At 43.8% G+C, this 19,623-nt stretch carries 24 protein-coding genes and 1 other annotated feature; of the genes, 14 read left to right on the top strand and 10 right to left on the bottom strand.

Annotated elements, in window-relative coordinates; translation table 11 throughout:
• Nucleotides 1-4: 4 nt before the first annotated feature.
• On the top strand, nt 5-760 hold the full coding sequence (locus RSX31_RS07265) for a GNAT family N-acetyltransferase (protein WP_315634078.1): 756 nt from the start codon (nt 5-7) through the stop codon (nt 758-760).
• Nucleotides 761-815: 55 nt separating this feature from the next.
• Here the strand turns inward: RSX31_RS07265 and namA are convergent, their stop codons facing one another.
• The 3 genes from namA to proC all read right to left on the bottom strand — a co-directional run bounded on the left by namA (nt 816) and on the right by proC (nt 3,975).
• Entirely contained in the window at nt 816-1,832 is a 1,017-nt protein-coding gene (gene namA / locus RSX31_RS07260) for an NADPH dehydrogenase NamA (RefSeq protein ID WP_148969539.1), read from the bottom strand.
• Nucleotides 1,833-1,931: 99 nt separating this feature from the next.
• The gene (locus RSX31_RS07255; RefSeq protein ID WP_315634075.1) at nt 1,932-3,083 is read right to left on the bottom strand and encodes a glycosyltransferase; all 1,152 of its coding nucleotides are present in this window, start codon (nt 3,081-3,083) and stop codon (nt 1,932-1,934) included.
• 73 nt (nt 3,084-3,156) lie between these two features.
• Entirely contained in the window at nt 3,157-3,975 is an 819-nt protein-coding gene (gene proC / locus RSX31_RS07250) for a pyrroline-5-carboxylate reductase (RefSeq protein ID WP_148969537.1), read from the bottom strand.
• A gap of 51 nt (nt 3,976-4,026) precedes the next feature.
• Nucleotides 4,027-4,250 (bottom strand) — a binding site (T-box leader).
• A 256-nt stretch (nt 4,251-4,506) separates the two neighbouring features.
• On the opposite strand from proC, the gene RSX31_RS07245 reads away from it, so the two are divergent.
• The 7 genes from RSX31_RS07245 to RSX31_RS07215 all read left to right on the top strand — a co-directional run bounded on the left by RSX31_RS07245 (nt 4,507) and on the right by RSX31_RS07215 (nt 10,897).
• Nucleotides 4,507-5,466, top strand: coding sequence for an MBL fold metallo-hydrolase (locus RSX31_RS07245; protein ID WP_315634073.1), 960 nt, complete (start codon nt 4,507-4,509; stop codon nt 5,464-5,466).
• A gap of 16 nt (nt 5,467-5,482) precedes the next feature.
• Complete coding sequence (locus tag RSX31_RS07240; protein WP_148995591.1) at nt 5,483-6,277, top strand: SDR family NAD(P)-dependent oxidoreductase; 795 nt, start codon at nt 5,483-5,485, stop codon at nt 6,275-6,277.
• 49 nt (nt 6,278-6,326) lie between these two features.
• The gene (locus RSX31_RS07235) at nt 6,327-6,851 is read left to right on the top strand and encodes a DUF3221 domain-containing protein (protein WP_315634071.1); all 525 of its coding nucleotides are present in this window, start codon (nt 6,327-6,329) and stop codon (nt 6,849-6,851) included.
• 291 nt (nt 6,852-7,142) lie between these two features.
• A complete protein-coding gene (locus tag RSX31_RS07230) occupies nt 7,143-7,994 on the top strand; it encodes a GRP family sugar transporter (protein ID WP_148995861.1) in 852 nt (283 codons plus the stop codon).
• 12 nt (nt 7,995-8,006) lie between these two features.
• Complete coding sequence (locus RSX31_RS07225) at nt 8,007-8,792, top strand: glucose-1-dehydrogenase (RefSeq protein ID WP_315634069.1); 786 nt, start codon at nt 8,007-8,009, stop codon at nt 8,790-8,792.
• Nucleotides 8,793-9,283: 491 nt separating this feature from the next.
• Nucleotides 9,284-10,546 carry a Y-family DNA polymerase gene (locus RSX31_RS07220; RefSeq protein ID WP_315634067.1) on the top strand — a complete coding sequence of 421 codons (1,263 nt, stop codon included), beginning with the start codon at nt 9,284-9,286 and terminating at the stop codon, nt 10,544-10,546.
• Nucleotides 10,547-10,564: 18 nt separating this feature from the next.
• Entirely contained in the window at nt 10,565-10,897 is a 333-nt protein-coding gene (locus tag RSX31_RS07215) for a YolD-like family protein (protein ID WP_148969531.1), read from the top strand.
• Nucleotides 10,898-10,951: 54 nt separating this feature from the next.
• Here RSX31_RS07215 and RSX31_RS07210 read toward each other — a convergent pair whose 3' ends face one another.
• Nucleotides 10,952-11,167, bottom strand: a complete 216-nt coding sequence (locus RSX31_RS07210) for a CDGSH iron-sulfur domain-containing protein (RefSeq protein WP_113967576.1) — start codon at nt 11,165-11,167, stop codon at nt 10,952-10,954.
• A gap of 133 nt (nt 11,168-11,300) precedes the next feature.
• On the opposite strand from RSX31_RS07210, the gene RSX31_RS07205 reads away from it, so the two are divergent.
• Nucleotides 11,301-11,633 carry an iron-sulfur cluster biosynthesis family protein gene (locus RSX31_RS07205; RefSeq protein WP_148995588.1) on the top strand — a complete coding sequence of 111 codons (333 nt, stop codon included), beginning with the start codon at nt 11,301-11,303 and terminating at the stop codon, nt 11,631-11,633.
• A gap of 100 nt (nt 11,634-11,733) precedes the next feature.
• On the opposite strand, the gene RSX31_RS07200 is transcribed toward RSX31_RS07205, so the two are convergent.
• The 4 genes from RSX31_RS07200 to RSX31_RS07185 all read right to left on the bottom strand — a co-directional run bounded on the left by RSX31_RS07200 (nt 11,734) and on the right by RSX31_RS07185 (nt 14,784).
• The gene (locus RSX31_RS07200) at nt 11,734-12,639 is read right to left on the bottom strand and encodes an aminoglycoside phosphotransferase family protein (protein WP_148995587.1); all 906 of its coding nucleotides are present in this window, start codon (nt 12,637-12,639) and stop codon (nt 11,734-11,736) included.
• Complete coding sequence (locus RSX31_RS07195; RefSeq protein WP_148995586.1) at nt 12,636-13,562, bottom strand: alpha/beta hydrolase; 927 nt, start codon at nt 13,560-13,562, stop codon at nt 12,636-12,638. Before RSX31_RS07195 ends, RSX31_RS07200 begins: the two co-directional genes overlap by 4 nt.
• A gap of 128 nt (nt 13,563-13,690) precedes the next feature.
• Nucleotides 13,691-13,822, bottom strand: a complete 132-nt coding sequence (locus RSX31_RS07190) for a hypothetical protein (protein WP_258549516.1) — start codon at nt 13,820-13,822, stop codon at nt 13,691-13,693.
• 59 nt (nt 13,823-13,881) lie between these two features.
• Complete coding sequence (locus RSX31_RS07185; protein WP_315634065.1) at nt 13,882-14,784, bottom strand: hydroxymethylglutaryl-CoA lyase; 903 nt, start codon at nt 14,782-14,784, stop codon at nt 13,882-13,884.
• 173 nt (nt 14,785-14,957) lie between these two features.
• Between RSX31_RS07185 and RSX31_RS07180 the strand changes: the two genes are divergently transcribed.
• The 5 genes from RSX31_RS07180 (at nt 14,958) to RSX31_RS07160 (ending at nt 18,429) form a co-directional block, all read left to right on the top strand.
• Nucleotides 14,958-16,145 (top strand): acetyl-CoA C-acetyltransferase, encoded by a 1,188-nt coding sequence (locus RSX31_RS07180; RefSeq protein WP_148969526.1) that lies wholly within the window; start codon nt 14,958-14,960, stop codon nt 16,143-16,145.
• A 36-nt stretch (nt 16,146-16,181) separates the two neighbouring features.
• A complete protein-coding gene (locus RSX31_RS07175; protein ID WP_098353600.1) occupies nt 16,182-16,874 on the top strand; it encodes a CoA transferase subunit A in 693 nt (230 codons plus the stop codon).
• An 18-nt stretch (nt 16,875-16,892) separates the two neighbouring features.
• Complete coding sequence (locus RSX31_RS07170) at nt 16,893-17,555, top strand: CoA transferase subunit B (RefSeq protein WP_148969525.1); 663 nt, start codon at nt 16,893-16,895, stop codon at nt 17,553-17,555.
• Between the two features lie 116 nt (nt 17,556-17,671).
• Complete coding sequence (locus RSX31_RS07165) at nt 17,672-17,902, top strand: YqkE family protein (protein WP_315634062.1); 231 nt, start codon at nt 17,672-17,674, stop codon at nt 17,900-17,902.
• Nucleotides 17,902-18,429 carry a GrpB family protein gene (locus RSX31_RS07160; protein ID WP_148995860.1) on the top strand — a complete coding sequence of 176 codons (528 nt, stop codon included), beginning with the start codon at nt 17,902-17,904 and terminating at the stop codon, nt 18,427-18,429. The genes RSX31_RS07165 and RSX31_RS07160 overlap by 1 nt, the downstream gene beginning before the upstream one ends.
• A 29-nt stretch (nt 18,430-18,458) precedes the next feature.
• Here the strand turns inward: RSX31_RS07160 and RSX31_RS07155 are convergent, their stop codons facing one another.
• Nucleotides 18,459-19,382, bottom strand: a complete 924-nt coding sequence (locus RSX31_RS07155) for an aldo/keto reductase (protein WP_148995584.1) — start codon at nt 19,380-19,382, stop codon at nt 18,459-18,461.
• A gap of 79 nt (nt 19,383-19,461) precedes the next feature.
• Nucleotides 19,462-19,587 carry a Z-ring formation inhibitor MciZ gene (gene mciZ / locus RSX31_RS07150; RefSeq protein WP_113967592.1) on the bottom strand — a complete coding sequence of 42 codons (126 nt, stop codon included), beginning with the start codon at nt 19,585-19,587 and terminating at the stop codon, nt 19,462-19,464.
• Nucleotides 19,588-19,623 lie beyond the last annotated feature (36 nt).

Below are 19,623 nucleotides of genomic sequence, written 5' to 3'. Positions count from 1 at the left end.
TAAAATGAAGGAAATCACATTTGACCATATTTATAATCCAGGACAAGAAATAAGTGAGAATGATCACTATAAACATATTCATTTTCCAGAAATGTTAACAAGGTATGATAGTAATTTTCTTGAATTCAAAAAACATCCAACCCTGGCTGAATTTAAAGATGCTGCTCACTTTTTAAGAGAATATCATCAATCAAAAGGGCAAAAGCATGTGAAATTTTATTTTCCCCAAGATACAAAACTAACAGAGGAATTGATGGATTATTTTACAAGTGAAGGGTATGAATCAGGGTTTAATGAACTATACAGTATAGAACCTGGTCAATTTCCTACTATAGACGATAATTCTGATATTGAAGTGAAAGCGGTGACCGACAGGGAATTGGATGCGTACCTGTCTTTTCAATATAGGCAGGATTTAGAGTACGGTGAAGCCTTTGCAAATCAAAAGGTCGGCATGCATAAGAAGAATTTTCAAAATCCCCGTTTGATGCAGGTCCTCGCTTTTTATAAAGGGACCCCGGCCGGATCCGTCGATGTGATCGTTGAAGACGAGACAGCAGAAATCGATGGACTCATGGTTCATGAATCGTTTCAAAAGAAGGGGATTGGGAGCAGACTGCAACAGTTCGTCATGAGGCAATTCCCAGAAAAAACCGTGATACTGGTAGCGGATGGAGAGGATACACCGAGATTGATGTATCAAAAACAAAACTACCGTTGTTTAGGGTTCAGGTATGAAGTTCAAAAAGTGTATGAATAAATAAGAGTTGCATGCCTGTTGGCATGCAACTCTCTTTAAGTCTGTCAAACATTTCTTACCAGGCGCGATCATACTGCTTAGGCGCTTCGATCTCTACACCAAGCTCCTTGGCCGCCGTTCTTGGCCAGTATGGGTCACGAAGTAATTCACGTGCGAGTAAGACGAGGTCGGCACGCTCGTTTCGCAGAATTTCTTCTGCTTGTATACCTGTCGTAATCAGTCCGACTGCACCTGTATCGATCTTCGCTTCTTTTTTAATGGTTTCAGCAAGCTTCACCTGATAACCAGGGAACACCGGAATCCGTGCGGGTACGACGGCACCGGAGCTTACATCGATCAAATCGACTCCTTGTTCCTTCATCCATTGGGCGAACACAACATAGTCTTCAACGTCCAATCCTTCTTCGTTATAGTCTTTCGCAGAAACACGTACAAGGAGAGGTCCGTCCCATATTTGTTGAATCCCATCAATGACTTCACGAAGGAATCGGTAGCGGTTCTCAGCAGATCCGCCATATTCGTCCGTACGTTTATTAGAAAGCGGGGACAGGAATTCGTTGATGAGATACCCATGTGCCCCGTGAATTTCAATCACATCAAAGCCCGCTTTCTTCGCTCTTTCGGCTCCTTTGATGAAGGCAGTGATGGTCTCTTTAATATCATTCGCCGTCATTTCGACGGGTGTTTTCATCTCATCGTTGAACGGGATTGCAGATGGAGCAAGAATGTCTCCTTCGAGAACGGCCTTTCTTCCTGCATGAGCAAGCTGAATGCCTGTCTTCGCACCGTGTTCTTTGATTAATCCCACTAATTCTCTTAATCCCTCAATATGCCCGTCATCCCAAATCCCTAAATCTTGCGGGGAGATTCTTCCTTGGGGAGTGACAGCTGTAGCTTCCTGAATGATGAGCCCGACGCCACCCACTGCACGGCTTGTATAGTGAGTACGATGCCAGTTCTCGACTTTTCCATCTTCGTTATGAGAAGAATACATGCACATAGGTGCCATTACAATTCTGTTCTTCAATTCTACATCTTTAAGTGAATATGGTTGAAATAGCTTTGCGTTCATTTCCGATCACCTTCCATGACGTTGTATTTATTTCGGGTTGCTAAATAGTACTGCACATGAATTATAACAACACCTTTTTTGTTAGAAAAGAAATGTGCTTTACTTTCTTTTCTGCTTCAGTTCCTTATATGAATAAACCGTTCCACGCCACTCGATTCCGCCTCGTTTAAAGGTTAAAAACGTAGCTCGTCCGATGGAATAGATAAATAATAGGGCTGTTACAGGTAATGCAAGAAATAGAAGGGGAGACTCATTTGTCATCTGCTTTATGACTTTGAAATACGTGATGCCAATGAATAAAATGATCAACATACTCACGATTCGAATTGGGGGTGACGCTGAAAAAATCGTGATAAAAGGGAGTACCGTAGAGCAGAAGACTCCAAACATGGCAAACCCAACGAGAAGCAAGGAATAATGGAGGCCTGCAAATGTATTTTTTTCCAATCCGTTGAAGGCTTCTTTCAAGGATCGATACCATTCCACTTCCAGAGACTGAAGGGCCGTGAGGAAGAATTGTCTCTTATGGTGTTTTTTTATCTGGCCCCCCAGCTGCAGATCATCATCGGGCATATGCTTAATTGCTTCGTGAGTACCGATTTCCTCATAGGCCGTCCGGGTGATGAGGTTGAAGGCTCCGATGCCCATACCTGTCTTAGAGGAGGGGTCGTTCGCTTTCCAGGGTCTCTTATAAAAAGAGAAACCGAATAAGAAAAAAGCCACAAAGCTTTTTAGCCAAAAGGAACCCGATCGAATATAAGGAGCCAGGGTAACGTGGTCCAGTTGCTGAGATTGTAGAAAGGACACCGCCCTGGATGAGATGGTAGGGTCTTTAAAGATGACGTCGGCATCGGTGAAAAGGATGAGATCTCCTTTTGCCATTTGATACCCTTTATATAATGCCTGATTTTTTCCCAGCCATCCCTGTTCCAGTGATTCGATATGAAGGACACTGATTCGTTTATCCAGTTTGGCCAAAGCTTCAAGCTTTTCAGGAGTTCCATCTGTTGAACGATCATTGACTACGATCCATTCAATTTGGTGATAGTTCTGTTTCAGCTGCGACAGTATGCTATCTGTTATCGTTTCTTCTTCGTTTCTCGCCGGTACGATGACAGACAGGAGTGGTCCTTGATTTGTATGGGAGAAATCTTGAATGGAAGATAGCTTTGATACCCCCCTCCACACATCAATGGTAAGAACCAGCCAGACCGCAAGTACAGTGAAAAGTAGAATGAGTAGGAAAATCATTGTGCCGACCTTCTTTTTTGCTTTGATTGTATCAATGGAAATTTAAATTTGCGAATGATGATGGGTTTTCACCTTATTTCTTTAAAGATTGTTTTTTTAATTCCTTCCCAAGAACTTCAGAACGGCTTTTCGCAGATGAGACACATTGGAAAAACGCATCTCTAACCTGGTAATCTTCTAATGTGGTGATCCCCGCCTCAGTCGTTCCACCTGGACTGGTCACGTTTCTCCTTAATTCCCGGGCTTCCAAACCGGATTCTTCAAGCATTGCACTTGCCCCTGCTATCGTTTGGGTAACGAGGCTTTTAGCGAGTTCCTCCTGCAGACCTAACTCTACTGCCGCGTTCTTAAGTAATTCAGCTACATAATAAATATAAGCAGGGCCGCTGCCCGATAAAGCCGTTATAAGGTCTAATTTTTCTTCCTCTACTTCAACTGCTGTTCCGACGGATTGAAATAGTGTTGTCGTCCATTCTTTCTGGGAGTCAGAAAGGTACCGGTTGAACGATACTGCCGTAGCTGATTTTCCCATGGCCGCACTTGTATTGGGCATGGCTCTTGCAATGGCTCCGTTAAAGGAGAGTTTGTCGCTAATATGTTCCATGGTGATCCCTGCTAAAACAGAAATGACCAACGTATCCCTTGTAAGGTGGGTCCTAATAGAATCGGCTGCTTCATGAAAGTCTTTTGGCTTCATGGCCAGAATGACGACATCGTATGGGGAATCATGTTCCACATGACGCACACCGAACTTGTGCACGATTTCGTTTAAGCGCTCTTGGTTGGACCGATTGGTTACATGCACGTTTTCATTCTTCAGGACCCCGGCTTTCAGTGCTCCACTCATTAAAGCGTAAGCCATCGACCCTGCTCCTATAAACAATGTCTTCATTCGTTCATTCCTCCTCCATTTTTTTGAAAAAAATAGCAGACCCTCTCATCCATAAAGGACGAAAGGGTCTGCTTCCGTGGTACCACCTTGTTTTGTTCATTCCTTAATGGTTGAAATGAACACACTTCACTTCCAAGTAACGCTGGAAAAACGTTCTGCTTTAAGACGCTCAAAAGGCAGGTTCACAAAATAGAGGGGATGACGGTGCCTTTCAGCCGGTGAGCACCGATCTCTAACATCATCTATTCATTACTATTCTTTATCATCGCTTTTTCAATTATTGTTATGTAAGGTGACTTTTTAATAGTAAACGTATATTATAGGTGATTATCATAGAAAGACTGCTTATCTGTCAAGTGTTTATTTCAGTATATTCAATCATTTTAAAAATGACATTTGTTAGGAAAAAATGTACACTATTAAATGAAGGGTCATTCATTTTTTATTAATATCAAAGAAATGAATGCCTGAAAGGGAAGGGCATGTCGTTTTGGCTGCCTACCCTTTTATTATGAAGAATGTGGTGAATTTATGACAACCTTAGTGAATGATATTGCAAAAATTACTTTATCAACTCCATTTGCCGTTGGAGATGTGAATATTTATTTGGTGAAAGGGGACGCTTTGACATTGGTGGATGCAGGGCCGCTTACAGACACAGCCTGGGGACAGTTGACCGAGCAATTATCCCTTTTGGGGTATGCACCTCAAGATATAGAACAAATCGTTCTGACCCATCATCATCCCGATCACGCAGGGTTACTTGATCGGTTCTCTTCGACGGTCAAAATATATGGGCATCCCTATAACAAGTTTTGGTTGGATCGCAACGACCATTTTCATGAAGTGTATGATCGCTTTTTCCTTCAATTGGGTATTGAATCTGGTTTACCTCAAGAGTATCTTCGAGTAATCCATAAGTTCAAGAGTCCCCTGAAATATATGGGGAACCGAAAACTGGATATTCAAATTAAAGAAGGGGGCCTCATTCCCGGGATGGAAGGCTGGACGATCATTGAAACGTTAGGGCATGCTCAGAGTCACTTGTCTTTTTACAGGGAGAGTGATGGTGTTCTGATAGCGGGAGATCATATACTTGCGAATATTTCCCCTAATCCTCTCATTGAACCACCTTTTGAAGGGGAGCTGGAACGTTCGAAGCCATTGCTGCAATACAATGCGTCTTTGAAAAAGTTATTGGATATTCCCATTTCCCTTGCCTACACCGGTCATGGGGACAATATTACGGATGTTCATGGATTAATTCCCAGGAGATTAGGGAAACAGGATGAAAGAGCACGTGGTGTACTCGAAATGATCAAAGGTAACCGTCTGACCGTATTCGACATCTGTAAGACACTATTTCCTTCCGTCTATCAAAAGGAACTTGGCCTGACACTCTCTGAAACAATCGGACAATTGGATTATCTTGAATCACTTCATCACATAAAGAAAGAAATGCATGAAGGAATCTATTATTATTTTGCCTAGAAAGATGGGACCAGACATGAACAGAAGAATACAAGGAAAAACCATCGTCATTACCGGTGCCTCTGGAGGAATCGGGGAACAGATGGCCATTAAAGTAGCAGAAAACGGCGGCAATCTTGCCTTGATTGCACGTCGCGTACATCTCCTTGAAGCATTAAAAGAAAAGCTCATGACCGAATACACTTGTAAGGTGGAAGTGTATCCGTTAAATGTAACGGATTACGACGAAATCCCACGCACCTTCAACACCATCCTTGAGGACTTCGGAGCGATTCATGCATTGATCAATAATGCAGGCTATGGAATATTCCAGGAAGCACACGAAACGTCATTCCAGGATGTAAAGGGAATGATGGATGTGAATGTTCTTGGACTTATGGCATGTACGGGGGAAGTCCTTCCTTATATGCGCCAACAAGGTTCTGGTCATATCATCAACATTGCCTCTCAGGCAGGTAAGTTCGCTTCACCAAAGTCCAGTGCGTACTCTGCCTCTAAGCATGCTGTACTGGGGTATACGAACAGTTTAAGGATGGAAGCGAAAAGGTACGGTGTGAGGGTGACTGCGGTGAATCCCGGGCCGATCGCCACAGACTTTTTCTCCATTGCCGATGAATCCGGGACGTATGTGAAGAATGTAGAAAAGTTTATGCTTAATCCGGCATATGTCGCTCAAAAAGTCGTGGAAGCCCTTTTTACAAATAGGAGGGAAATCAATCTGCCGCGATGGATGAATATGGGGAGCGTTATCTATCAAATATTTCCATCTTTTGTCGAAAAAGTAGGAAATAACCTTTTTTTCAAAAAATAGTGAAACCAAATCATGCTCTCATTCGTCTAATCTAATAAGGGGGGAGTCTATGAAGAAGTGTTTGACTGTTCTGATCCTTTGTTTCTGTGTTCTGTTTACCGGTTGTGGACCTTCAACCTCTGTAAATTCATCAAAAGCCAGCGCAAATTTCATAGGCTTTGTTACCCAGCTTGAAGGCAATCAAGTGCTTATTAATGATGTGTGGTTTTCATTCAGTGACCAAACCGTCTTGAAGACAGATAAAGATAAAAAATTGCATAAAGATGATATAGAGATGGGTAAGAAAGTGAATGTGACGTTTGACGGTGAGCTCCAGGAGTCCTACCCCCGCAGAGCTGCCGCTGATCAATTGGTTTTTCTGACGGATCAACAAAGTAAAACCGAGGGAAGCGTCGTCAGATTAGTCGTAAAAGACCCCCGGTTTTCACAGGTCGTCATCCAGTCCATTGAAAAAAATCCCACCGGCTTATATTCATTACGATTCAAGGATCTTTCCATCGACAGAGATGTACACGTCATTGTGAATGTCGAGAATGAAAGAGTGATTGTGCCGATACATACCTCTACAAAATGAGAAATAAGAAAGCGTTGATTATAAATCAGCGCTTTCTTATTTTTGTTTTAAGACCTCTAATTTCTCTATTTTTGATTAAGGACGAAATGCCATATTGTATTCATTTGCCCATGTGCTTCTCTCCTCGCATGCTGATTATCCATATTTCCACCTCACCCCAGAGATTATACCGGACAAAATAAGGGTATGCATCAGAGAGTGGAAAAAGTAGGTTTTCCTGTCATGAATGGCTAGAATGTTCGTTTCAGAGGAAAACTATGATTATTGTTGGAAAAAGGATGTGGATGTATGATAGGGATTCTTTTAGCCCTGATCCCCGCAGTAGCATGGGGAAGCCTTGTGTTTGTAAGTGTAAAGCTTGGAGGGAATGCCTACAGTCAAACGGTTGGGATCACCATTGGGTCATTGTTGTTTGCGGTAGGGGTATTCTTTATCAAATCCCCGGAATTGACGTTATTTGTATGGGGAATCGGTTTCATTTCCGGCGTCTTCTGGGCAGTCGGTCAAGTCAATCAATTAGCGAGTGTAAAGTTCATCGGAGTTGCGAAAACCGTTCCGATTTCAACGGGAATGCAGCTGATCGGAACGACTCTCTTTGGCGTTTTAGTGTTTAAGGAATGGAAAACGACAGAAACGATCCTCCTTGGTAGCGGTGCCGTTTTAGCTCTGATCATTGGTGTGGTATTAACATCATTCACACAAAAATCCGAGGGAGACGAAGGGTCTCAACTGAAAAAGGGTCTACTCACTTTATTATTATCCAGTTGTGGATACATAGCCTATGTCGTCATTTTAAGATGGTTTGATATTAATGGATGGGAAGCGATTTTGCCCCAGGCGATTGGAATGTTTATCGGGGCGGTTGTCATTACGTTCAGGCATAAGCCCTTTACAAAATATACGGTACGAAATATCTTGACCGGTCTGATGTGGGCATCGGGGAATCTAGGCTTGCTGCTTGCGCTTCCACGCATCGGGGTGGCAACGAGCTTCTCCCTATCTCAAACAGGGATCGTCATTTCTACCCTTGGAGGTTTGTTTTTCTTAGGTGAAAAGAAATCCAGGAAGCAAATCCTTCTCGTCATTGCAGGGTGTGTTCTTATCATTATAGGCGGTGTTCTATTAGGCTTTACGAAAGATTAAGGAGGAATGGATATGTATTCAGATCTAACAGGGAAGGTTGTCGTTATAACCGGAGCTGCTACTGGAATAGGAAAGGCGATTGCCAAAAGATTTGCCAGTGAAGGCTGTAAAGTGGTCATTAATTATTTCAAAGAAGAAGAAAATCCTGAAGAACTAGTAAGGGAAATCGAAGAAGCAGGGGGAACAGCCTCCATCATTCAAGGTGATGTGTCAAAAGAAGCAGATGTTCAGGGCTTTGTTAAATTGGCCCATGATACATATGGTCGCCTTGATATCTATGTGAACAACGCAGGAATCGAGAATGAGGTACCCTCTGAGAATCTTTCACTCGAAGATTGGCAGAGAGTCATCAACACAAATCTGACGGGGACCTTTCTCGGGTGCCGCGAAGCAGCGAAATACATGCTTGATCATAATATCAAAGGGTCGATCATCAACGTTTCTTCCGTTCATGAAATCATACCGTGGCCTCACTTTGCTCATTATGCGGCCAGTAAGGGTGGTGTGAAATTATTAATGGAGAGTCTTGCATTAGAATTCGCACCCGATGGAATCCGGGTAAACAATATTGCTCCCGGAGCCATTGATACTCCCATCAATGCCGAGAAATTTTCCGATCCCGAAAAGAAAAAAGGTGTGGAAAAGCTCATTCAAATGGGCTATATCGGGGAACCGGAGCAAATTGCTTCCTGTGCAGCCTTTTTGGCTTCAGAGCAGGCAAGTTATGTTACAGGAACCACCCTCATCGCTGATGGGGGCATGACGAAATATCCAGGATTCCAAGCCGGGAGAGGCTGATGTATGTATAGGAGTAGGCCAACATCATAATATGATGTTGGTCTTTTTATTGTGTTATGAGTTGAAGTATTCTTAATGCATTATAGTGATGATCCGCCTGACCAAGCCGCCTCCGCTTTTCTTGATGTCCAGCTCCAGGGGCTAGTCCCTCGAGGTCATAAGCTAAATTGACCAAAAAGGCAAAGAACGCCTTTCCGGTCAATTCATCTTATGCTTGTCGGGCCTGATCAAGCCGCCTCCGCTTTTCTTGATGTCCAGCTCCGGCGGCTAGGCCCTCGAGGTCATAAGTCAAATCCACAAAAAAGGCAAAGAGCGCCTTTTATGAGGATTCGTCTTATGCTTGTCGGACCTGATCAAGCCGCCTCCGCTTTTCTTGTTATTCTCTCTATTTCCATTAATTTTTGTTGAAAGGGAACGTATATTCGGTTAGAATCATAATTATACTATATAAGAACGTTTGTTCTATTTTAGGTAAAATGGAGGGCGAATATATGACTGTCGATTACAGTGTGCTGCCACACCATAAGATTCTGTGCATCGATATGAAGAGCTTTTATGCTAGCTGTTCGGCTGTCATGCTGGGTCTCGATCCTCTTGAATGCCATTTGGCCGTAGTAGGGGATAGGGACCGCCAAGGAAGTATTGTGTTAGCGGCATCACCCAGGCTGAAGAAGGACTTTGGGATCAAAACGGGCTCGCGGATGTTTGAAATCCCAAAGGACCCGCGCATCCGGCTTGTAGAGCCAAAAATGGCTACGTATGTCAGGATATCGACTGAATTGACGCGATTGTTCCATCGCTACGTACCGAAAGATGCCATTCATACGTATAGCGTGGACGAAAGTTTTATCAAGATTGATGGAGCGACGAATCTTTGGGGGGATGCCACGACCATTGCCCGCAAAATCAAGGATGATATGGAAAGGGAGTTTCAGCTGCCGTGCGCCATAGGGATCGGTCCCAATATGCTGTTATCTAAGCTTTGCCTGGATCTCGAAGCAAAAAAAGAGGGGGTCGCCGAATGGACCTATGAAGACGTTCCGGAAAAGCTGTGGCCGTTATCGCCTTTACGAGAAATGTGGGGGATTGGCGGACGCTTAGAAAAAACGCTCAATCGCATGGGCATTTTCTCTGTCGGGCAATTGGCGCAGTATGACCTTGAGAAGCTGGAGGCCAAGTTCGGCGTTATGGGAAATCAACTTTATTACCACGCATGGGGAGTTGATTTATCTGAAATAGGAGCACCGATCATGGATGGTCAAATCAGCTTTGGCAAGGGGCAGATCCTGTTGCGCGATTATAAGGAGAAAGAGGAAATCAAACGTGTCATTTTAGAAATGTGTGAAGAAGTCGCCAGGCGCGCCCGCACCCATCGCAAGGCGGGGAGAACAATAAGCTTTGGCGTCGGTTACAGTCACGAAGAATTTGGTGGAGGGTTTCACCGGTCGCGGACCATCGAGGAGCCGACCAATATCACCATGGATTTATATCGTGTATGTCTGGAGTTATTTGAAGAGAATTACAACGGGAAAACTGTACGGAAAATCAACATCGCTCTTTCAAATATTGTAGATGATGGGGCCTTGCAGATTTCTTTGTTCGAGCCGAATCGGTGGGAGAAGCGGGAGCTGGGGTATGTAGTGGACCGAATCCGAAATAAATATGGATCAGCAGCCCTTCTCCGGGCCGTATCCTATACAGAAGCAGGAACAGCAAGGCATCGTGCCCGCCTGGTGGGTGGACATAAATCGTAAATATAGGAGGTGAGAGGATTGATCCGCGATCGAGGAAGAATCAAGTGGACATCTATGATGCTGCCGGAGCACGTGAAATTACTCAGGGATTGGGCAAAGGAAGATACGCACGAGAAGAGGATCGAACTTGACGAGCAGGAACTGGACAGGATGAATGAAGTCGTCGCAGAGGCGATGGAGTTTGGTAAATCGGTGTCGATTACTCACTATGTAAAGCACCGTCATCAATTATCGATTGGAACCGTTCACCATGTCGACTCACTGGAAGGGAAGCTGCACGTCGTAGACAGGTTTGAAGACGTACACTATATTCCACTTGCAAGCATTGTGGACATTCGTTTTTTCGATTGACAGCCCAATGAAAAGAGAGACTTCACCCTGGTGAAGTCTCTCTTTTCATTCCATTTACTCTTCGTCCAATACTTTTTCTGCGCGCACACATGATTCGAATTTTCCTTTATGAGACGCGTCACAAAACGGCATGTTTGTAGACAAACCACAACGGCAAAGAGTAAACACTTGTTTCGTTGGAAATACATTTCCGTCAGCATCAATAAGTTCCACGTCCCCGCTTACACGAAAAGAACCATTATCGTTCACTTTAATTTGAGCTTTTGCCATGAAAAACCACCCTTTCTAGAAAATACAAAAGAATCCCCACTATCGATAGTAAAGTGAAAACAGTAAAAAAGCAATATTCTAAAGGAAACAAATAAAATGTGATAGGATAAGGGATAGAGGAGGTCGTCGTCGGATGAAAATTGAACTAACGAACGAAGCAACCAAAAAGATTCAAGATAAAGTCGGGGCCCAAAATGGTCACCTGAAATTGAAATATGATACAGAAGGCTGCGGCTGTGTTGTCAGCGGTATTCCTACTTTATGGTTTGTCCATCATCCCGTTGAAGGTGAAGATATAAAGATAGAAACGAACAGCTATCCGATTCTAGTGGAAAAATCAAAGAGGGTATTCCTAGACGAAGAGTTAAAAATTGATTTTTCTTCACAAAGCAACACGTTTCAGTTAAAGAGTCCCGGCCAGATCATAAATGGGAGAATGAACTTTTTGATGTTTCCGGGAGAATGAAAATAAAAGCCTCAGATCTGAGAGAGAACATCGAAGATCCGAGGCTTTTTATAATATTAAATAATTTATGATATTGCAGGGGTAAATCATTCTTTAGATACTAATCTAGTTCATTCATCAATTCCTCAAACAGGCGGGCCACTGAAACCCCTGTCTTCCATTCGTCCATCCCGTCCTCTACAGACCAGCACGCAGATAAAACCGAATGACAGAACCCGTAACGAATCAACCGTTCATAAGAGAGGGAGAGAAGAGAGGCCATTGTTTTGATTCTGTATCGAAGCAGCTCTATTGGAACATCCCATTTACTCCATTCATTTAATGTAAATTGGATGCAGTCATATTCTCTCTCACCGATAAGCCCCTTGGGATCAATGGCCGTCCAGCCGGAGGATTTAGAGAATAGAATATTGCCGTGGTGCAAATCACCGTGTAGAAGAAAAAGATTGTGAGCAGAACTAAGTAACTCGGGATAGAGCATCTCAGCTTTTGAGACGATTTCTTCAGGCAGGGGACCAGTGCCTCCGTTGAACTGTTCACGCAAGCGACCGACCCCTTTTGACCAGGATTGAACGGCAGGGTAGGAATGATGGCTGACAGGTTTATGCCATAAACGGTGAGCAACGTGGGCAAACACATGCAGGACCTCTTCTTCATCCTCAATGGAATGAAGGGATGAACCAGGTGACAGACGATCTAAAAGAATCCATCCCTCATCCTTATTGATATCAAGAACTTCCACCATGCCCCTTCCTTGAAAATCTTGAAGAGCATGAAACTCATTTGAGAAGTCGTTGTTAGGGTATCCGATCTTTAGAACTGCATCCCGTTCATGATCAATTCGGACAGGAACCACAAAATTGTAGCTTAATGAAAAGGGCTCGCCATAGGTTAAGCACAGCCTATCTTGCAAAGTCACCATAAGTTCTTCCACGTTTGAAATCCATCCTTCACCCGATTCGCCGTACATGGTTTGCATTTTTGACCTGAAATCAGTTGGAATCAAGAAACATCATCCCTTTCATTTAATACAAATTGATGAAGAAACCGTTGAATCAATTGTTCATATTCCTCAGGGTTGTCATTATACGATTGAGCATGAGTGCCACGGAAATCGAGAAACAGCTCTTTTGGTCCCTGTTTTTTTTCAAATAAATCCTTCGTCATTTGGGGCAGGATAAAGTCATCATTTGTGCTGTGGATAAATAACACGGGTTTCCTGATGTTTTGAACAACCGATATAGGTGATAAATCCTTTAATGTGTACCCTTGTCGCAGCTTTAGTGTGCCGCCGACGAGGGGAAGGAGAAATTTTGCCGGCATTTTCACTTCTACGCTCATACGATAGGCGAGCTGTTCGCCAAAATCGGAAAAAGGGCAATCGGCAATATAAAAATCGGCCCGGTCTTCCACGCTGCCGGCGTATAGAAGCAGGGTCGCAGCCCCCATGGATTCACCATGGATTCCAAAGAACACGTCGTCCCCTTCACGACGGATCAACTCATCCACAACAGCCTTTAAATCATATTTTTCAAAGTATCCGTAACTTGTCGTCTTCCCTCCGGACTCTCCGTGCCGGCGATGATCATAAATCACGGCATTGAATCCCTGTTTGATGAAAAGATTCATATACTTGATCGAGTTCCATTTGTTTTCTGTAACCCCGTGGGAAAAGATCATGAATTTTTTATGGGGGTGAGGCTTCACGAATATCGCTTTAATGTCATATCCGTATTGGGAACGGATCAGCACCTCTTCTTTAGGAAGTGAGTCATAATCCTCTTCTATCAGCCTGGTCGATCCTGTTTCACGAGACCGGATAAAGTCATCTCCCTTTTTCGGTAAGTACATAAAACGATTCGTAATATAAATCCCAAGCAGACCTATGGACGAAAGGGTACCGCCAAGGATGGCAAGTTTTTTTCTCATCTTCATCACCTCAAAGCAATATCATTCTTACTCATATTGTAGCAAAAGGAGGAAAAAAGAGGAATTTCGAACAAGGAAATACAAAGAAAAAGTGTCCCTAGAGAAGAGACACTTTCCTGAATGGGTATTTAAGATTTAGCATTTTGCCCTTTAGTAGGATGAATGGCTTTTTCAAGTTCTTCCTTAGCCATTGGATTAGAAACCGTATCTGAGTTAGGTTTGCCCTTTTGGCTGAAGCCTTTATCACGTTTTTGACTCATTGAACTCATCTCCTTCAAGTTTTATCTAGTTTAGAATGCTCGAAGGAGAAGGAAGGTATTCATGATTGATTCAATTCATACAGGCGGTAGTAACCACTTTCAATGGGGCGGCTGACATGGGGCTTCACCAGCTCGATGGCATGAGCCAGTTTCCCTAAATCTATTCCTGTGGAGACTCCCATTTCTTCTAACATATATACAACATCCTCAGTTGCTACATTCCCTGTTGAACCAGGGGCGAAAGGACAGCCTCCAAGTCCGCCTGCAGAGGTGTCAAAGCGGTCAACTCCCGCTTGAAGCGAAGCAAGGATATTAGCAAGTGCCATCTTACGGGTGTCATGGAAATGCGCTGTCAGTAATGTATCGGGCAATTCCTGTTTCAGTAACGCAAAGAGATGATATGCTTCAGATGGATTAGCCCTTCCTATCGTATCGGCGACGCTCAATTCATCCACGCCCAATGAAACAAATTCCTGACAAAGAGAAAGAGTATCCTCTGGTAAGACCTTCCCTTCATATGGACAGTAGAAAGCGGTGGAGATACAGGCTCTCACGAAGTAACCCCGCTCTTTTAATTCTGAAATTAGAGGGGATAAGCCTTCAAGAGCTTCATCTGTCGTTTTATTAATGTTTTTCTGATTAAACGTATTGCTTACCCCTACAAATACGGCCACTGATCGACAGCCCGTTTCATATACCCGCTCGATTCCCCGTTTATTGGGAGCGAGAACGATATCTCTTGAATCAATCGTCATGCAGGAGTCGACAATATCACTCGCATCCTTCATCTGGGGAACCCATTTGGGAGATACAAACGAAGTCAGCTCCATTTCCCTGATTCCTGATTGTTTCAGCCGAAGGATAAACTCTTTCTTTACATCAGTCGGAACAAAGTTCTTCTCGTTTTGTAATCCGTCTCTCGGACCTACTTCAATAATCGTTGCTTTTTTAGGTAAATTCATAATTTCCCTCCCTCTTTCATTTTAAGAAAATTTCGACATATAAATCAATATAAAAATTTTTTGACAAATTTAGAGGAATTTAACCGCTTACATAGAATGAGTTAAAGTGGAACTGTTTTTAAAGGTTAGTCATAGGCAAACCAATCAGTCAGAAGAGAAAGGGATGAAGAAAGATGTCGAATGAAGTCGTCATTGTGAGCGCAGTGCGCACAGCCATCGGAAGCTTTAACGGATCTTTAAAAGGCATTTCAGCTCCGGAACTTGGAGCGATTGTCATTAAAGATGCCCTAGAAAAGGCTGGTTTAAATGCAAGTGATGTAGATGAAGTGATCATGGGGAATGTATTGCAGGCAGGATTAGGTCAAAATCCGGCCCGCCAAGCATCCATCAAAGCGGGACTGCCTGAGCATGTACCTGCCATGACGATAAATAAAGTGTGTGGATCAGGATTAAAAACGGTTCATCTCGCAACGCAGGCCATCCTTGCCGGAGATGCGGATATCATCGTTGCAGGTGGAATGGAAAATATGAGTCAGGCTCCATATTTACTAAAAGGAGCAAGAGAAGGATACAAAATGGGAGACCAGAAAGTAGTCGACAGCATGATTTCCGACGGCTTATGGTGTGCCTTTAATGATTATCATATGGGAGTAACGGCAGAGAACCTTTGCGACCGCTATTCCCTTACACGTGAAGAGCAGGACGAATTTGCGGCCTGGAGCCAGCAAAAGGCAGCTGCTGCGATTGAATCAGGCCGATTTGAAGATGAAATCGTTCCGGTACATATTCCTCAGCGAAAAGGAGACCCAGTTGTATTCAAGCAGGATGAATTCCCTCGTAAAGGGTCGACTGCCGAGAAGTTATCAGGTCTTCGGGCTGCATTCAAAAAAGATGGCAGTGTAACAGCAGGAAACGCATCCGGTATCAATGATGGAGCCGCTGCGGTTGTCGTCATGTCGAAGAAGAAAGCAGACGAACTGGGCATCACCCCTCTAGTGACGATTAAAGGTAACGCCAATGCCGGTGTTGATCCAAGCGTTATGGGGATCGGCCCTGTTGCTGCCGTTAAAAAAGTATTGGAAAAAACAAAGCTGACGATTGAAGATATGGAATTAATTGAAGCAAATGAAGCGTTTGCCGCTCAATCATTAGCGGTGGATAAAGAACTTCAATTCAAAAAGGATGCCTTAAACGTAAACGGAGGAGCCATTGCATTAGGTCACCCGATCGGAGCCAGTGGAACGCGGATTCTGGTGACGCTGATTCATGAGATGAAGAAAAGAGGCGTACAAAACGGACTGGCTACCCTTTGTATCGGTGGTGGACAGGGAGTAGCAACAGTCGTTGAACTTCATAAATAAGCAATAGAAAAAATCCAGATTCAAGGAGGGAATACAATGAAAGAAGTATACACTTCATATGACGAAGCGGTGGCAGACATCCACGATGGAGCCACTTTAATGGTTGGCGGATTCGGTCTGTGCGGTATCCCTGAAAAACTCATTCTTGCCCTTGTAGAAAAAGGTGTGAAAAACCTGACCGTCATTTCAAATAATTGTGGTGTAGACGACTGGGGCTTAGGTTTATTATTGAAAAATAAACAGATTGATAAAATGATAGGCTCCTATGTCGGGGAAAACAAAGAATTTGAAAGACAGGTCTTATCTGGTGAACTGGAAGTGGAATTGGTTCCTCAAGGTACGCTTGCAGAGAAAATCCGCGCAGGTGGCGCAGGGATTCCTGCATTCTACACACCGGCAGGAGTCGGGACACCGGTAGCCGAAGGAAAAGAAACCCGCACATTTAATGGAAAAGAATATTTGCTGGAAGAAGCCTATACGGCAGACTTCTCACTTGTACGGGCGTGGAAGGCCGATAAGATGGGGAATCTGATCTACAACAAAACGGCTCAAAACTTTAACCCGATGATCGCGGCAGCTGGAAAAGTGACGATTGCCGAAGTAGAAGAGCTTGTTGAAATCGGGGAAATCAATCCGAATGAAGTGCATACCCCAAGCATCTACGTGCAGCGACTGATTCAGGCGGATCAGGAAAAACGCATTGAAAGAAGAACAGTGAAGCAAGCATAGAAGGGAGAGTGGAACGGGATGGATCGTGCCAAAATGCGTGAAAGAATAGCAAGAAGGGCGGAAAAGGAAATAGAAGATGGTTTCTATGTCAACTTAGGAATCGGGATGCCTACACTGGTAGCCAACTATATAACAGAAAACAAACAGGTTGTCCTTCAATCTGAAAATGGATTACTCGGAATCGGACCATATCCGGCAGAAGAAGAAGTCGATGCAGACCTCATCAACGCCGGGAAAGAAACCGTTACGGCGATTCCAGGCTCCTCTTACTTTGATAGCTCGGAATCATTCGGGATGATCCGCGGAGGCCACATCAATATTGCCATCCTCGGTGGAATGGAAGTAGCCGAAAATGGTGATCTTGCCAACTGGATGATACCTGGAAAGATGATCAAAGGTATGGGTGGAGCGATGGATCTCGTCCACGGAGCCCAGCGCATCATCGTCATCATGGAGCACGTGAATAAAGCCGGTGAGAGCAAAATCCTGAAGGAATGCACCTTGCCTCTGACAGGGAAAGGTGTCGTGCACCGGATCATCACCGATCGAGCCGTGATGGATGTAACTGCAGAAGGCTTGCTTCTTCGTGAAGTTGCGAACGGCTTCTCTGTGGAGGATATCCAATCATCAACGGATGCGACGTTGATTGTAGGAGAAGATGTGAAATTGGAAGCCTATTGATGGAGAGAGTCGGTTATAAGGGGCATGTCCCCCTTTTGACCGGCTTTTTTTTAGCCTGACTTTTGACTAAAACCAAAAAAAGATTTATAACTATGACAGATAGGGGGAACCAGCACATGTCTAAGAAAAAGAAACAGGAAGCAGAACTGACGTTAAAGAATTCGATCAACCAGGATCTATTCGAACAATTAAAGCAGAAGAAGAAAGAGCTTGAAAAAGTAGAGTCTGTGAAGAAGGAAGAAGAGCGTCTTAAAAAAATAGAAGAGAAAAAGCAGCGGGAAAAGAATAAGAGTTTTGAAGAGCTGTTGAATGAAAGCAACATGGATTGGAAGAGTTACAAGGATTGATGAGGGATGTGAAAGTAGTACCACATCAATCGGAATGGAAAGAAAAATTCGAAACAGAAAAGCGATCACTGGAAAAGATTCTCCCGGATGCAACCATCCATCATATCGGCTCGACGTCGGTGCCTGGGTTGGCCGCTAAACCGATTATCGATATTCTAATAGAAGTCCCTGACCTTGAGGGCGTTGATGACCGGACAGAAGAATTCAGTCAACTGGATTTTGTGGGGAAAGGGGAGAATGGTATCCCAAACCGTCGCTACTTCTATAAGGGAGAAGGAAATGAGAGAGCCGTACATCTTCACGTTTTCCCTTATGGAATCGATCATGTGATCAGGCACTTAGCATTTCGTGATTATTTAAAGGAATACAGTGCGGAAGCAAATCGATATGGTGAACTGAAATCAAGACTTGCAAAGAAATTCCCACATGATATGGAAGGCTACATTCAAGGGAAAGACCAATTTGTGAAGGTCTTGGAGAAAAAGGCGGTAAATTGGTATGAAAAAAATAAGCGGGAAGGGAATTAAGAACCCTGCCCCGCTTATTTTTTTGTTACTCAATCCCTATGTTGCTCATACCGTGATAATTTAGTTAAGTGTTTAAGCATATTCAGCGCCTCAGTAGATAAAGGGCTCGCATTGACCGCATCAATATTCTCCTGAAGCTGCTGAACAGAACTGGCTCCCGGAACAACGGCTGCAACCGATTGGTGGGAAAGAATATATTGGAGGGCAAGCTCATTCATGTTGCGTTGGTCTCCCATTTTACTATGAATGGACTCGATTGTTTCTTGAAGCTCTTGATAAGAATAGTCCAGATACCCACTCTCTTTCATTTTCGCAGAAGCTTTGGAGAGCATTTTCTCAGAAAGAAGTCCTTTTGCCAATGGCCCTCGGGCCACGATACTCACCTTATTCTCATCCAATAGGTCCATCCATTCTTCCGGGCGGCGATCCAGTAAGCTGTACTGCATCATCACGCTCTCTAAGGAAGAACTCTTCAGGAATCGCTTAATGACATTCGGGCGGATGGACGAGATTCCATAATGGCGGATCAAACCTTCACTCTTTAATTCTTCAAATGCCTCGATCGTTTCTTCAAAATGATCTTCAATCGTCCCGCCATGAAGCTGATAAAGATCGATATAGTCCACTTTCAGGCGGGCTAAGCTATCCTTGACGGCAGACTTGATATAGGATTTGGAAGGATCCCAGCGCCAGCCATCTTCCACGTCATCCCAGCGATTTCCTACCTTTGTGGCAAGAATGATGTCATCTCGGACCTCACGGATGGCGTTACCCACAATTTCTTCATTTTGACCAAAATCATATAAATCAGCGGTATCAAGATAATTGATCCCATTCTCTAAAGCATGTTGCACAATTTCCTTGGCAGCTTTCTCTTCGGTTCCAAGCGACATACAACCGAGTCCCATCTTTGATACAAATAAATCGGAACTTCCTATTGGTCTTTTTTCCATTGTATCCGTCCTTTCGACATTAGCACTCTCTATTATATTAACGAAAGTCGGGGCGATTAAACAAAAGATACGGTTGGTTTCAACGATTGGCTTCGATCCATTCCTTCACCGTGGAATAGGTTTGATTATATTGCTTCAGCTTCTCCCTGATTTCCCATGCTTTACCTACCAGGATGATCCGGTCTTTTTCAGCAATCACCTTCAAGGGGTTTCACCTCGATCCTCGAATAGGATATGGTAA

Source organism: Rossellomorea yichunensis, from assembly GCF_032337515.1.
Taxonomy (GTDB): domain Bacteria; phylum Bacillota; class Bacilli; order Bacillales; family Bacillaceae_B; genus Rossellomorea; species Rossellomorea yichunensis.
This window is presented reverse-complemented; position numbering and strand designations above follow the sequence as displayed.